The following is a 14,857-nucleotide window of genomic DNA, read 5'->3' as shown; positions in this document are numbered from 1 at the left end:
TCCGGTGTAGTCGATCGGCGGAGTTGCTCACGCATCGGCGGATGCCGTAGCGGCGTCCCAGCCACGAGTCAGCTCGGGCGACAGACCCCGTTCGCCCCGCCCGGCCGCGACCGGCACAGCGCGATCGTGCCCTAATCAAGACTTCGGGCAGAGTGAGCGAGAAGCGGGGCCCGGCGGCACGTAGTCGCGCCACCGGTCAGAGGTAAAGGCACCTTTCGCCCATCTGCACAGTGAACGCACTGGGTCCACCGTCGCTTCGACGTTCCACACCCGTGCTGTGCCGTCTCCGCCCCAGCTGACCATCGTTCTGCCGTCGGGGTCGAAGGCCACACCGGAGACATCGGCACTGTGTCCTTCAAGCGGATTGCCGATCTGGCGCCCGGTAGCGACGTCCCAGAGCCTGACCGCATGATCCATGCTGCCGGTGGCGAGGGTTCTCCCGTTGGGGCTGAACGCTACGGAGATGACGCCGCTGCGGTGACCGGTCAGCGGCTCCCCGATCTGCTCACGTGTGGCCGCGCTCCAGAGCCGGACGGTGTTGTCGCGGCCCGCAGTCGCCAGCGTCGTGCCGTCGGGGCTGAACACCACCGCCGTGATCTGCGCGGTGTGGCTGGCCGAGGTTTCGCCGATACGACGGTGCGTGGCAACGTCCCAGAGCGCCACAGTGTTGTTCTCCGTATTGGTGGCAAGGGTGCGGCCGTCAGGGCTGAATGCGACGCTCGTTGCCCGGACATCGAGTGCTGTGCCGGTCTGGCGATGTGCCGCCAGGTCCCATACGTGTACGGAGTCCAGGTCGGCACTGACGAGGGTCCTACCGTCCGGACTGAAAGCCAGCGCATTGACGTTGCTTGTGCCGAGGAGTGGCTTGCCGATGAGGCGGCGGGCTGCGACGTCCCAGAGTCGTATTTCTCGGGAGGCGATCGCCAGCACAGCACTATCGGGGCTGACGGAAACGACTAAGGGCAGGCTTTCGTCACCATTTACCAGAGGATCGCCAGCCCAGCGACGTGCGGCGATGTTCCAGAAGCGCACGGTGGCATCAGAGCTCACAGCCAGGGTCTGGCCATTTGGGCTGAGTGCTGCCGTTTGGTCACCGATGCCGATCGCTGCTCCGACCTGTCGTTGCGTGCGGATGTCCCAGAGACGGACTGTGGTGTCGTCACTCGAACTGGCCAAGACCGATCCGTCCGGGCTGAAAGCAACGGCCGTGACCGTACTGGTGTGGCCGATAAACGGCTCCCCCACCTGGCTGTGCCGCACGACATCCCAAAGACGCACGCTGCCGTCCTCGTGGCCGGCGGCGAGCACCGCGCTGTCGGAGCTGAAGGCCACCGACTCAATCCCCGTGGAGGTGGAGGCAAACGGTTTCCCGATCGGGGTCCGGGTGGTGGTGTCCCAGAGCCGGATGCTGCCGTCGAGGTCGGCGGAGGCGAGAGTCCTGCCGTCGGGGCTGAAGGAAACCGAGGTGATGATCCTGTCAGCTTCCCTCAGAACCCCGCCGATCGGCGCACGCGACGTCGTGTCCCAGAGTTGTAAGCCATCGCCGGACGAAGAAGCGAAAGTTTTGCCGTCGGGGCTGAAGACCACTGGGGCGGCGTAGGTGGAACCGCTGAGCGGCTTGCCGATCTGGCGGTGGGTCGCCACGTCCCATACCTGTACGGACCAGGAGTCGCTCGTGCTGGCGGTGAAGAGTGTCCTGCCGTCGGGGCTGAACGCAGTCGAAGTGATGCTGCCGACGTGGGCGTTGAACGGGGGACCGATGGGTGTGCGACGGGCGACGTCCCAAAGCCGGACGGTGCCGTCGTGGCTTGAGCTGGCCAGCGTCTTACCGCCCGGGCCGAAGGCCACTGACGTGATGCCTCCGTGGTGCCCGATGAGTGAGTTACCTGCTTTCTGCTGTGTTGCTGTGTTCCAGAGCCGTACCACGCCGTCGCCACCGCCGGTCACAACGGTCCTGCCGTCAGGGCTGAAAGCTACTGACATCACGTACCAGGAGTGAGGGAACAGGCCGGATTGTGGATTGATGGAGGCGTTGAGAACGGCGAGACGGGTTTCCGGAGAGGGGTCGATACGCAACGCTGCCAATGCTTTGAGCCGGGCGCCGAACGGGTCCTTATGTGCGAGCAAAGAACTCTGGGTGATCAGTTGTTGCGCGACAGCATGGTCACGCTGGCGGGTGGCCTCTGCACGTGAGACCACCGCGATCACCGACACCGTGCTCGCGACCAGGAGCAGAAAGCCCAAGATAGCCGCGACGATCCTGGCTGTTCGCAGGTTGCGTCTTGTTTCGCGGAGCCCTTCCGATCTGAGCTCGTCCTCTGGAAGGCCGCGCACGACGGACGCAATACCGAATGCGACACCATCGACATCGGGTGGGAAGCCCGCTTCCCTGCCGGGGCGGAGATCCACGGATTTCCAGACCGGTTGCTGCTCGAATTTTCCCGACAACCGGGTGGGCAGAGCCGTTGACAGTTCCGGATTCCAGTCGCCCCGCTGCTCGTCCCACACCAACTGTCCGGCGGTGACAACGAGCAGGATGTTGTCCACCGCTTTGTGCTCCAGCCACCACTCGATCTCCCGGTCAACCCACACCGAGGCCTTCGACTCCGGCGAGGCCAGGACCACGAGCCAGTCAGAGCGGTCAAGACCGGCTTCGATCTTGCCCCAGAGTTGCGGCCCGATCGACACACTGCTGTCGTCGAGAAAGACCCTGATGCGCGGTGGCTTGTACCAGGGCCGGGACTGCTTTTCGATCACACGCTGCAGATGCGGCAGCCATCGCCGGTCGCGCTCACCGCTGTAGGAGAGGAAAACGCCGTACCCGAGCTCCGTCCTGACCCGCGCGCGGCGGGCCAAGGAGGAACGCAGCCGTGCAAACGCCGTACCGTGCCCCCAAATCCGCGCCAACAAGTACCTCGGCATCATTCTGTCGGCAGGTAATCGTGACCGTTCCAACGTAACGTCACCTGCGCGGTGGCGCCTTGAGCGCAAGTGGGATTGCACGAGTTACTAGAATGGATGATCGTGTATCTACCGTCGTTGGCAGGACCGGCGAGCCTTGCACCGTAATAGGCGAACCTTCCGCCGGAGTAGTGTTCCGCCGGGTCATTCCAGCCGATGTCCTCGAATCCGTCCGTGTTGGGTACGAGCACCAGTACCCCGTCGTAGCGCCCGGGATTGTAGATCACGAAGGTGTTCTTGGTGGCGTCGGTTGCAGGCTCGGCGAAGTGCAGGGAGTCTTCGTAGACATCCACGTCAACGGAGGCCAGCGCGCGCCCGCGGCCGGTAACGGCCGCGACGCACCCGGTGGGCTCGTTGGAGGCGGACCGCCGGACCAGGTACACGCGGACCTCCCCCAGATCCGGGTGCTGGATGTCTCGGTGATCGAGCACCTTGCCGGCACACTGCGCGGCCTCTGGCGGGCTCGGTGGAAATGAGGCCTCCGGCGGGCTCGGTGGAAAAGAGGCGGGCGAGGACTCAGCCCGGGATGACCCGCTTGATCCCCTTGTGTTGTCGCATCCGCCGGTGAACGCCATCGCCAGAGCCGAGACCAGCAGTGCGGTCCGGGCGGCGGCCGATCCGGGTGGACGTGAGAAGCACTGTCGACGTAAATGAGGGGATCCGCTAGGAAGCATGGGCATTTCCCTCTGCGCCGGAGTGGGGTCGATCGCTGGGCCGGACAACTCTGAACTTTACCGCGCGGATGTCCGCGCGTGTACGTGTTTGGGTGGGGTCCGTCACCGGGCAAGGGCCAGACCGTGGCCGGCAGGAACGGGCGCGCAGGGTCGCGGGGAGGCGGGGGCACAATCAAGGGCTGACCGTGTGCACCCGCTGTGAGCTGTGAAGATTCGCTCGTTGTGGCCATGTCGGCGCATCTCCCAAAGACGCGTGTCGGCCTATGCGCGATCTTGTTTCTCCGAGCTGTTGCGCGCTGCGCAAGTTGGTGCCCTCGGCGGGGGACCCAGAACATGGGAACGAGGGAAGCCGCCGGTCGGGGGTGGGCAGCTGGTGCTCCAGACGGTCGTCCAGTTGAAGAGGTAGGCCGATGTCGCTTGGCCGACAGTTCGAGTCCCCGGGGTCATGCACGCGCCGTGTGCGGGGTGCCGTGTGCTCCGCTTTTCCGCTCGGGATCACGCCTCCGTGGCCGCGGACATCGCCACCGCGTCGACTCTGGAGTGGAAACCTGTACAGGTGGCCGCCCGCCGCCCTGCTGCTGTCGGTGGCAACGGGTGAAACGGGTTCAGGCACAGATTCCGTGAAGTTGATCGTGCATCTGTGCGCCGGTGACGCTCCTTCACCTCTCCTTGGGTGCTGGCCGCGTGTGAAGGCCTCTTGCTTCTGCTTCCGCATCTCGCGGAGATGCGGGGCGAGGGCATGGAGGTGCGGGGCGGCCGTGTGGTGATCGGGCAGTGGCAGTCGAGGGCTGCGCCCGAGAAGGCGTTCAGTAGTGGCTCGTTGACAGTGGCGGGTTTAGGGTGACGCGGAAGGCCGTTCCATGCCGGGGGATTTCATGAATAGGGCATTGGAACCTCTCTTTTGGGGACAGAGTGGATCATTCGTATGAGGCGTGGCAGGAAGTGCTGGCCGAGGAGTTCTTCGGACGGCAGCACGCCGGCCACCCGACGTTGTTCTACGTTGACGACGACGTGGAGCAGGAGCTCAGGCACGGATACGGCATAGAGGAGCCTCTCGCCCAGTGTGTGGGCAAGTTCCTGCGGTTGGGGACCGCGGAACCGTACAGCGCGCTTGAGGACTACCGCTGGCGCAAGCGACAGCAGGACAAGAACGGCGTGCCCGCTTTCCTTCCGTTGCTGGCCTGCTCGGTGATGGCCGCGTCCCGGATGGTGAACGACCAGAACCACCGCGCCACGGCCTACCATGCCCGCTTTTCCGAGCTGTTGACCGGCGCTGAGAAGCAGCTGGGCAGCCAGCACTACGAGCCCATCTCCCGCATGTGGCAGGTGCTGGCCTCCTGGCAGTTCAGCCAGAGGGGCGCGCGGGGTCTCTGCACCATTCCCGCCCCCGCCGACCTGCCCTCCAACCGCAGCATGATCGGGTTCGCTCAGTCCCAGGCGCTCATCAGCGGCGCGGACCGGTCCTTCATGCCGAGGTTCTTCCGGTCGTTGCGGGAGTACGGCACGACCTGGCCGCTGCCGGGGGAGACGCTGCTGGCCCAGATCGAGATCCGGGGCATGGGGCAGCACTTCTCCGAGGGCTTCCGCAACGCTCTGCAGGAGGAGGAGTTCCGCCCCTTCCTCGCCAGGCTGATCGGCAACTACGCGGCATCCTGGGATGGTTCGGACGAGCTGGTGCCCACCGGTGTCACCCGGGCCGAACTCCTGGTGCGGCTGGACGCGGGGCGTCTCAGCTGGGTGGCCCGCCTGCGGGCTGCGGAGCGGAAGAAGCGCATCGAGCTCAACGGCGGCGTCTTCCTCGAACAGCTTGGCGACACCGCCTATTACGAGGTGACAGGCATGGCCGCCGCGAGCGCGGACACCCTCGCCAGGGGCGTCCGCCACGACGGGGACAACCTGGTGCTCAGCCGCCCCGCCTGCTCCGTCCTGGTGCTCGCACGGGACGACGTGCTCGGCGTCTGGGCCGGCACCGACGGCTTCCGCCCGGGAGAGGCACACGTGGTGCTCGCCGCCCCGACCGCGCAGCGGGACGTGCAACGGCTGCTGGACAAGGCCGCGACCACGGGCCGGAGCGCCGACACCAGCAAGCTGGCCTGGGTGCCGCAGGGCTGGTCCATGCACAAGCCCGTCACCTTCGACGACGCGGTCACCCTGCGCCGGGCGCTGAAGGAGGTCCAGGGCGCGGTCGGCCTCCTGCAGCCCCCGGCCCAGTTCAAGCTCCGCCTCGAGGGCGGACTGAAGCTCGCGCCATGGCTCGATCCCCATTTGTATCTGCGGGGAGGCGAGCCCCAGGTGGTCCTCCCGGACGCCATGGAGGGCATGGGCACCCTCCTGGTCGACGGGAAAGAGCGGCCCGAGGTCAGGAAGGCGGTCGCCGCGGGCCGTCCCGTTCCCCTGGCCGTTCTCCGGTTGGAGCCTGGCCGCCACACGGTGAGCTACGCAGGCGTGGAGATCGGCTTCGCCACCGCGGACCAGGCCGTCGTCGAGCCGAAGATGACCAAGGTCTGCGGCTTCACCGTCGTGGACGGCAAGGCCTCGGAGTCGCCCTCCCTCCTCGTCGAGCAGACCCTGCCGACCGGCATCACCGGCGCCGACTGCACGGGCGCCACCACCCAGGATGCGGCAGCCGTCATGGAGCTGTGCCGTCGAGACGCGGACGAGGCGCTGTTCGCGGCGGCCGACGGACGGCTGTGGACGTTGGAGGCCCCGGAGCGACCGGACTGGTGGACAGAACGTCTGCCCGATACCCCCGCCCCGCTCCGCTTCGAGGCCGACTTCCACGGCATCGGCGGCTGGCTCCTGGAGCGTCGGAGCGGACGCTGGAAGGGCCGCCCGGTGAACCCCGGAACGCCGAAGCCGAAGAGCGCCGGCAACCCGCGGGCCTGGGCCCGCGCCGTCCTCAACGCCCAGCAGGCGTCCTCCGAGCCCTCATGGGCCGCGTACGTGCAGGCAGCGAAGGAGCTGGACCGATGACGGGGCCGATGAGCAGCACCGAGTTCGGTGGGATCCTCCTGCGCTGGCTGAGCGAGAGCCGCAGCGGCAAGGCGTCCGCACTGCGCGACGGGATCCGTAGCCAGGCTCGGGCATGGGGCCTGGAGCTGAAGGAGTACGCCGACTGGGACTGGATGCGTAAGGCCGCCGCTCTCGGCTTCATCGACGTGGACCTGCGCGCCGACCGCTGGTCGTTGGCCCCGCCGGTGCTGACCCGGCTGCCCCACGCCGACGGCCTTGCGTTGCTGACCGGTGCGCGCACCGCGCGGATCAGCACGCGCGTCGAGGAGGCGGCACAGGAGTGGATGGAGCTGATTACCGTCCCTCACCGGCCGGAGGCCGGTGAGGCCCCGCTGCCCGACACCCTCTTGTTTCAGTACGAGGACCTGCGGACGCTGTCGGAAGCCGCGGGGTTCCTCGGGGCCCGCTACGTCCCTTGCGCGGCCCTGCAGTTGATGGAGCTGCTTCCGCAGGCGGCGCTGGGCCCCGAGTCCGCTCCGCCCGGTGGGAGCACCGCCAACACGCTGGAGAGGTACGAGCTGCGCCTCCAGCGGTTCGTTTCCGTGGCAAGGGACGACGAGGACGGCCTGTACCGGTGGCGCGGAGCCGACTACGCACGCCTGACCCGTGTCCGCTGCAACGGCGTCTTCCACGCGGTGGAACGCGAGACGGGCATCTACCTGGAGCTCGCCCGCCATCGCACAGGCGCGATGCGCTGGCAGCCGGAATCCGTCAAGGGCCGCGCCGGCATCGGTCGGCTCTTCGTCGACCGGTACGCGCCTTTGCCCGCCCTTCACGAGCGCGCGGCCGTCCTGTGTAGCGGCTTTCCGCCCTCGGCGGGCAGGCAGACGCAGACCCGCGCGTACGACAACGTGCCGAGGGCACTCGCCGAGGCGGTCGCGGCCTCGCTGCAGCAGAACCTGGAGACCATGCCGCGACCGGTGACGGCCACCGGCGGGAGGGCCAAGTGAGCGTGGAACAGCAGACAACGGCGGCGACGGACACCGATGTCCAGGACGTCATGGGCACTTTCGACGACCTGCGCAGCGCACTCTTCCGCTACTACGACACCCCGTTCAGCGTCGACGATCGTTCCGTCATGGACGAACGGCGCAACCTCCTGGATCGGGACAACGGGGCCTGGCGCGACCCGCTGATCGAGCTGCGCCCGCAGTACGCCTCCCGGGGCGTCAGCATCGCGGAGTCATTCGCCGAAGCAGGGGCGCACCCCGACGCGGCCGAGTTCGCCCGCTTCACGCTCCCCGACGGCGTGACAAGCCTCTACCAGCATCAGCACGACGCCCTGGTCGCCGCCTGCGAGGGCAAGGACTTCGTGGTCACCGCAGGCACCGGTTCCGGCAAGACGGAGTCCTTTCTCCTGCCGGTCCTCGCCGACCTGGTCGCCGAGTCCGCCCACTGGCAGGGCACACGTGTGGCGCAGCGGGAATGGTGGCAGCTAGACGGCGACCACGTGCCCAGCCGACAGAACGAGCACGGGCACCCCGCCGCCCTGCGCGTGCTGATCCTCTACCCCACCAACGCCCTCGCCGACGACCAGCTGGTCCGGCTCCGCAAGTCGCTGGACAGCCGCGAGGCCCACGCATGGCTGGACCGCAAGCGCAACGGACACCGCTTCTACTTCGGCCGCTACACCGGAGCCACCCCCGTCTCCGGCAGCCGCGACTCCGAGCCGGCGAACTTCCGTCTCCGGCAGTACCTGCGGGAGGTCCAGGAACGGCAGCGCAAGGCCGACGAGAAGCTCGACGAGGAGCTACGGCCCTTCATCCCGCGCCTCGGCGGAGCGGAGATGCACGCCCGCTGGGACATGCAGGCCGCACCGCCGGACATCATGGTCACCAACTACTCGATGCTCAACATCATGCTGCTCCGCAAGCAGGAGGAGCACATCTTCAGCGCCACGAGGAAGTGGCTGGAGGAAACCCCGGACGCCCGCCTCACCCTGATCCTCGACGAGCTCCACATGTACCGCGGCACGGCCGGCACCGAGGTGGCCTACCTGCTGCGCAACCTCCGCCACCGCCTCGGCCTCGACAAGAACCCCGAGAAGCTGCGAGTGCTCGCCGCCTCCGCCTCCCTGGAGGCCGGCAGGGACGACGACTTCCTCGACGGGTTCTTCGCCCTGCCCGGCTCCCGGCGCGCGATCATCCCCGGAAAGGCGAAGGCGATCCACGGCGAGGGCGACCTGGCGGCACACACCGCACGCCTCGCGCAGGCTGCGAAGGCCCCCGTCACCCAGGTCGGAGCCGTCGCCTTGGCCCGGGAGACCGGCCTCGGCCCGGCGCTCCAGCGCGCACTCACTCCCGGCGGCAAGCCTCGTGCTCTGCCCGCTCCCGAATTGGCGAAGAACCTCTTCCCGGACGTCCCCGAGGAACAGCGTCAGGACGCACTCCACGGCGTTCTGCGCATACTCGGCTCCGCCCAGGACCCCGAACTTCCCCAGCTCCGCGCCCACTTCTTCTTCCGGAACATCGAGGGCATCTGGGCCTGCTCCGACCCGCAGTGCCAAGACATCCCCGTGGAGCACGGCCCCGAACGGCGGGTAGGCCGGCTCTTCGCCGAGCCCACGTCCCGCTGCACCTGCGGCTCCCGCGTACTGGAGCTTCTCTCTTGCCAAGCCTGCGGCGACCTCATGCTCGGCGGGTACGCCAGCCCCCAGGACACCCAGCGGCGCAAGTTCACCGGTGCCCTCCACACCGACTTCCCGGACATGGACCTGCTCCCCGACGAGGCCAGCGGCGCACCCACCGCGGCGAACTACCTCGTGTACTGGCCGCGCACCAAGGGCCTCGGCCTCGACGACCCCGGCTGGCACGCGGGCCTGTCCGACGGCGGGCCGCAGGTCGGGTTCGAGTTCCGCCGAAGCGCCTACCAGCCCGCCACCGGCCGCCTGGAGAACCGGGACGTCCAGCACACCGGATGGTCGTTCCACATCTCCGTGCCCCTGGACAAGGAGGGCAAGAAGGCGGCCTACGACCCGGCCCGGCTGCAGGCCTTCCCCACCCGCTGCCCCGCCTGCGGCGACGACTGGGAGATCAAGTACGACCGGGACGGCCGTTTCGTCCCGCTGGAATCTCCTGACCGGCTGCGCAACGCGCCGGTCCGGCGGATGCGCACCGGTTTCTACAAGATCAACCAAGTGCTGGTGACCGAAGCCCTCGGCCACCTTCCCGACGGCCGGCGCAAGGCGATCGCCTTCTCCGACAGCCGCGACGATGCTTCCGAGCTCGCCAGCGGTCTGGCTCTCCGCCACCACCAGGACCTTCTCCGCCTGCTCAGCGCCCAGGCCGTCGAGAACCAGGGGGATCCGTTCGGAGACCTTCAGCTGGTGAAGGCCCACTACGTCGGGGAGCCGGTCGATCGTGCGGGCGCCCGTGCCGCCATGGAACGGCTGAGGGACCGCAACCCAGCGGACTGGGGGCGCCTGAAGGCGATCCTTGCCGACGACCTCGACGCGGAACCGGAACTCCTGCCCGACCTGGAGCGGAAGTTCTCCGAACTGCCCTCCCTGGACGACCTCGCCTCCGACCTCGAGGGCATGCTGCTGAAGTACGGCACCAACCCGGCCGGTCCCGCGGCCTCGCTCCAGCAGACCTCGGCCGGACAGCCCTGGACCGCGCTCTACAACTGGGAGCGAGACCGGGAAGCGGTGGCGGAGACCCAGGCACAGGAGGAACTCCTCAACCGCATCCGCTCCCGCCTCCGCCTCGAGACCATCGGAAGCCTCTTCTCCGGCGGCGGCCGAGACTTCGAATCGCTCGGACTCGGCTGGCTCTGCCTGCGCGATGACCGCTCGCCTGTAGAGATCGGTCCGGACAGCGATCAGGCCGTGGCGCGTGCCAGTCTGCGAATTCTCGGCTTGATGCGGCGCTTCACCCGGATACGTGCCTCTCTGCAGAGGCCGCCTGCGCCTCTGAAGCGTTTCTGGAAGCAGGTCGCCGAACGTCAGGGCACCGATGTGCAGACGATCGAGGACCGGGTGCTCGGCGTCTGGAAGGACGCCGTGGTCGACTACGTCATCAAGCCGGAGAAGGTGGCGCTCCGCCCCGGCGAGAACAAGACCTGGACATGCCCTTCCTGCCACCGGCCGCACCTTCACCCGGGCACGGGGTTGTGCACCAAGTGCCTGACCCCGCTGCCTGCCGTGCCCCAGCAATACAGCGGAGTCCTTGAAGACGACTACTACGCGTGGAAGGCCGCCCACCGCACCGGCGACTTCCCCCTGCGCACGGCGGAGCTGACCGGCCAGACGGACCGGCTGGAGGCCCAGCGTCGGCAGAGCCTCTTCCAGGACGTCTTCCTCGGCGACAACGACGTCCCGCAGGCGGACGGCCTGGAACTGCTCTCCGTGACCACGACCATGGAGGCCGGCGTCGACATCGGCCCCCTCAACACCGTGATCATGGCCAACATGCCGCCCACCCGCTTCAACTACCAGCAGCGGGTGGGGCGCGCAGGCCGACGCAACAGCCCGGTCGCCGTGGCCCTCACCGTCTGCCGCGGCCGCAGTCACGACGAGCACTACTTCGCCCGCCCGGAAGCCATCACCAACGACCCGACCCCGCCGCCCTACCTGGTCCTCGGCATGGTCTCCGTCTTCCGGCGGGTCCTGCTGGGAGAGGTCCTCCGCCAGGCCTTCGAGCCCCTGCAGCCGGAGGACCGCCGGAAGGGGCCGGACATGACGACCAACGTCCACGGGCAGTTCGGCCTCGCCGCCGACTGGCCGACGCATCGGGGCGCCGTCCACCGCTGGATCGCCGAGCACCCGGAACGCATCAGAGCCGCTGCCTCCGCCCTCCAGGCCGGAACACCGGAGAGTATCGCCGCCATCGGTCCGGTCGTCGCTATCGACGAACTCCTCGGCCAGGTCGACGAGGTGGCAGCCCGGACGGTTGGCCACTCCGACCTCAGCCAGCGTCTGGCAGAGGCGGGTCTCCTGCCCATGTTCGGCTTCCCGACCCGCTCCCGCCTCCTCTACCGGAGCATCCCGCAGAAGACCTTCCCCTGGCCGCCGGCCGACTCCGTCAACCGCGACCTGGCCGTCGCCCTCAGCAAGTTCGCACCGGGCAGCGAAACCCCGCAGGACGGCCGTCTGCTCCGCTCCAGGGGAGTAGTCTCCCTCGTCCCGAGCGGTCGCGGAGTACAGGCTGCCGAGGACCCGTTCGGACCGGAACAATTGGTCGCCATGTGCCGGATCTGTTCCCACGTGGACCCACAGGCCGTCGTCGACCCGGAAACCGGGAGCGCCGGCACCTGCCCCGCCTGCGGCGCGGAGAGCAAGTATTACAGGGCCGTTCCCTTCCGGGAGCCCGCAGGCTTTCGGGCCGCCCACGAAGCACGGGACTACGACGGCTACCGGGAGCTCGGCTCTAACGCCACCAGCGCACGAACCGCTACCGACCTGGAGAAGACCGCCCCCCGCATCCACCGTGCCGCCGACGACTGGATGGTCGTCCACACCGGCAGCGGCGACCGCTACATCGTCAACACCAACGCCGGAAAGCTTTTCCGGTTCGTCAAGAACACCGGCCCGTGGCGCGGATACCTCGGTCTGGACAACCCCAAGGCGGAAGCCGACCTGGAGATCGCCCTCGGCGCGACCCAGCACACAGACATGCTCTTCATCGGGGCCAAGAGCGCCCTCGACACGAACCGGGGCCTCCGCTTCGACATCTCGAAGTCCCAGCAGATCGACGGCTTCCCCGAGGCCTACCACGGCCGGCGCGCCGCCTGGTACTCGCTGGCGGCCCTGTTGCGCCGTGCCGCCGCCCCGCACCTGGACGTTCAGCCGGAGGAACTCCTCAGCGGCATCCACGGCTCGGACGCCCCGGTGGCCGCTCCCGTCATGGCCTACCTGGCGGACAGCCTCGACAACGGCGCAGGCTTCAGCACCTACCTCGGTTCAGAGAAACACATCGAGGAGTTCCTCCAAACGGTCGACAGCTACGTGCACGACCTGGAGGCTGACCATCATGCGCAGAACTGCCGCAGCTCCTGCTACGCCTGCCTGCGCGACTACTCCAACATGCGCCTCCACCCGCTGTACGACTGGCGGCTCGCCCGCGACCTGACCGACGCCCTGCGCGGCAGGAAACTGCAGATCGATCCGGACGAGCACGTCGTCCTGCTGAGGGGTTGGGCGGACGAGGAGCCTACCGTCAGCCTGAAGGAGACCGCCGCCGGACCGGTGGCGCTCTTCACCTCGGACTTCACTGGCGAGCCCGTCGCGGTCGCCGTCAAGCATCCGCTGGAGTCCGCCACCGAGGAGTGCGGGAACCAACGGCTCCAGGCCCTTCGTAACGAGGTCCGTGACGGTGGCCTCGCCACCAGGATCGCCTTCGCCGACTCCTACGGCCTGGACCGGACCCCTGCCGCTGTGATCGAGCAGGTGCACATCTTCGCGGAGGAGCTCCTATGACGGCAGGAATCCCGCCGGGAGCGGGCCAGAACGAGCAGGCCCGACTGGAGGAGCTGCGGCAGCGCGAGATCGCCCGCCGCCTCGCCCTCCGCCGGGCCCGCGCCCAAGGCCGGACCATCGGGGAAGCTCCGCAGGCCGCGGAAGCCGCCGACGGCCCTACTCTGGTCGTTCCGCCGCAGAAACAGCCGGAGCCGGAACTGGCCATGCCCCAACCGGTCCCCGAAGGATTCGCCGACCGGGAGGCCTGGAAGCGCGCACGCTCCTTCGCCGAAATCGTGCTGCCCGACGCACTGAAGGCGGAGACCGGAACGCTCTCCGCGCAGAAGCTGGCCCGGGCCGCGGCCGATGCAGCGTCCCGGCAGGACGACGCGGTCAAGGGCGTCTCCCTGCTCGTCACGGCACAGGACCATGGGCTGGACGTCTTCAACGGCCGGCTCAACGACCGCGCCCGCGCCCTGCTGGAAGACAAGCCGCTGCCACTCCTGGGGGAGCCGGACAGCATGTGGCAGATCTACCAGGACGACCGTCGCCTGATGGAGACCAACCTGTCGGCCCCCCGCCAGAGGGCGCTCCTGACGAAGCTTCCCTGGCCGCTTCTCGACGACTACATCGACGAGGAGTGGATCGGCGCGGCCCCTGAGCGCGACGGCACCTCCCGTGCCGCCTACTTCCGCGCTCGCCTGGACCCGGCGTCCCTCACCGACGAGGAGATGGACCTGCTGGCCTGGCCCCTGGAACGGGAGCGCCGGGAGGCAGGCCCGGAAACGGAACCCGGCCGTGACTGGCCGCAGGACTGGCGCCTGCTGGTGAGACTGCAGGCCAACGACGCCAAGGCCATCGCCGAGGAGTGGACCGACCTCCTGCCGCCGACACAGAAGCTCCTCGACGCGCTGCGCGAGGTGCGGGGGACCGGAGAGGCCTCGGACGAACTCGTCGCCGACGAGCGGTTGTGGAGCCTGTTGGAGCGGATCTACCCCAGCGTGCGCAGCGCGAGCAACAAGAGGTTCAACGGCTGGATCGGTGTGCGGACTCTGATCAGGGCCGTGCGGCAGATGCACCGTGCCCTCCTTCGCGAGGACGACGAGACGGCGGAACAGCGGAGGAAGGCGGCGCTCACCATGGCCGCGAGGCTCCGGCACCACTCGCAGCCGGTGCGCTGGGAGGCCCAGAACGTCCACGCCTACCTGCGTGCCGGCCAGGAGATCACAGAGTCCCTCAAACTCCTGGAGCAGGACGCCGAAGGCCGTCCCCCGGTGCGGGACCAGCTCGGCGGAGGTGCCATGGCCACGCTTTGGAAAAATCGGAGCTTCCTGGAGGACCGGCCCCCCGGAGAACGGGACCAGCCGCTCAACCCGTATCTGGTGCTCGGCGTGCCCGACGGGGCGGACGACTGGAAGAAGGCCTGGCGCGCCCTGAGGAAGGAACTCGACGACAGCGGCCGCGTCCGGATCAACCGCGCCAAGGACATGATCGAGAAGGCCGAGCGCGAGCGGCAGGAAGTACCCCGGTTCGCCGTCCCGCTCGCCCCGCACCGCTGGAAGGACCCCACCGGCACGAGCCACCGGCTGGAACTCCCGCCCGAACCTTTGCAGAGGCTCACCGCGCCGCCCACGGAGAGCGACCGCGCGTGGTCTCGCACCGAGGCGGCCCGAGAAATAATCACCAAGGCGACGGAACGCCTTTCCCCGGCTGCTGAAGACACCGCAGCCCTTGAAGATCCAGAGGCAGCACATCGTGAGCAACAGAGCCGGTAAAGGCGACAGCGGTTCTGGCCGTCGTGACGGATCCCGGCAGA

The 14,857-nt window shown here is 68.3% G+C and carries 6 protein-coding genes; 4 read left to right on the top strand and 2 right to left on the bottom strand.

The genetic code is table 11. The annotated features are described in order from the left end of the window. Positions 1 to 135: 135 nt before the first annotated feature. Both ACFU95_RS21670 and ACFU95_RS21665 read right to left on the bottom strand, forming a co-directional pair. On the bottom strand, positions 136 to 2,856 hold the full coding sequence (locus ACFU95_RS21670; protein ID WP_383829936.1) for a toll/interleukin-1 receptor domain-containing protein: 2,721 nt from the start codon (positions 2,854 to 2,856) through the stop codon (positions 136 to 138). Between the two features lie 65 nt (positions 2,857 to 2,921). Continuing rightward, entirely contained in the window at positions 2,922 to 3,392 is a 471-nt protein-coding gene (locus ACFU95_RS21665) for a hypothetical protein (protein ID WP_383829933.1), read from the bottom strand. Positions 3,393 to 4,547: 1,155 nt separating this feature from the next. On the opposite strand from ACFU95_RS21665, the gene ACFU95_RS21660 reads away from it, so the two are divergent. The 4 genes from ACFU95_RS21660 to ACFU95_RS21645 are packed head-to-tail and all read left to right on the top strand — an operon-like array spanning position 4,548 to position 14,816. Then, positions 4,548 to 6,608, top strand: coding sequence for a hypothetical protein (locus tag ACFU95_RS21660; protein WP_383829930.1), 2,061 nt, complete (start codon positions 4,548 to 4,550; stop codon positions 6,606 to 6,608). Beyond that, positions 6,605 to 7,597 (top strand): hypothetical protein, encoded by a 993-nt coding sequence (locus ACFU95_RS21655; RefSeq protein ID WP_383829928.1) that lies wholly within the window; start codon positions 6,605 to 6,607, stop codon positions 7,595 to 7,597. Before ACFU95_RS21660 ends, ACFU95_RS21655 begins: the two co-directional genes overlap by 4 nt. Next, positions 7,594 to 13,062, top strand: coding sequence for a DEAD/DEAH box helicase (locus tag ACFU95_RS21650; RefSeq protein WP_383829925.1), 5,469 nt, complete (start codon positions 7,594 to 7,596; stop codon positions 13,060 to 13,062). The genes ACFU95_RS21655 and ACFU95_RS21650 overlap by 4 nt, the downstream gene beginning before the upstream one ends. Beyond that, positions 13,059 to 14,816, top strand: coding sequence for a hypothetical protein (locus tag ACFU95_RS21645; RefSeq protein WP_383829922.1), 1,758 nt, complete (start codon positions 13,059 to 13,061; stop codon positions 14,814 to 14,816). Before ACFU95_RS21650 ends, ACFU95_RS21645 begins: the two co-directional genes overlap by 4 nt. The last annotated feature ends 41 nt before the right edge of the window (positions 14,817 to 14,857 follow it).

The sequence above is a fragment of the Streptomyces sp. NPDC057623 genome, assembly GCF_042800355.1.
Classification (GTDB): domain Bacteria; phylum Actinomycetota; class Actinomycetes; order Streptomycetales; family Streptomycetaceae; genus Streptomyces.
This window is presented reverse-complemented; position numbering and strand designations above follow the sequence as displayed.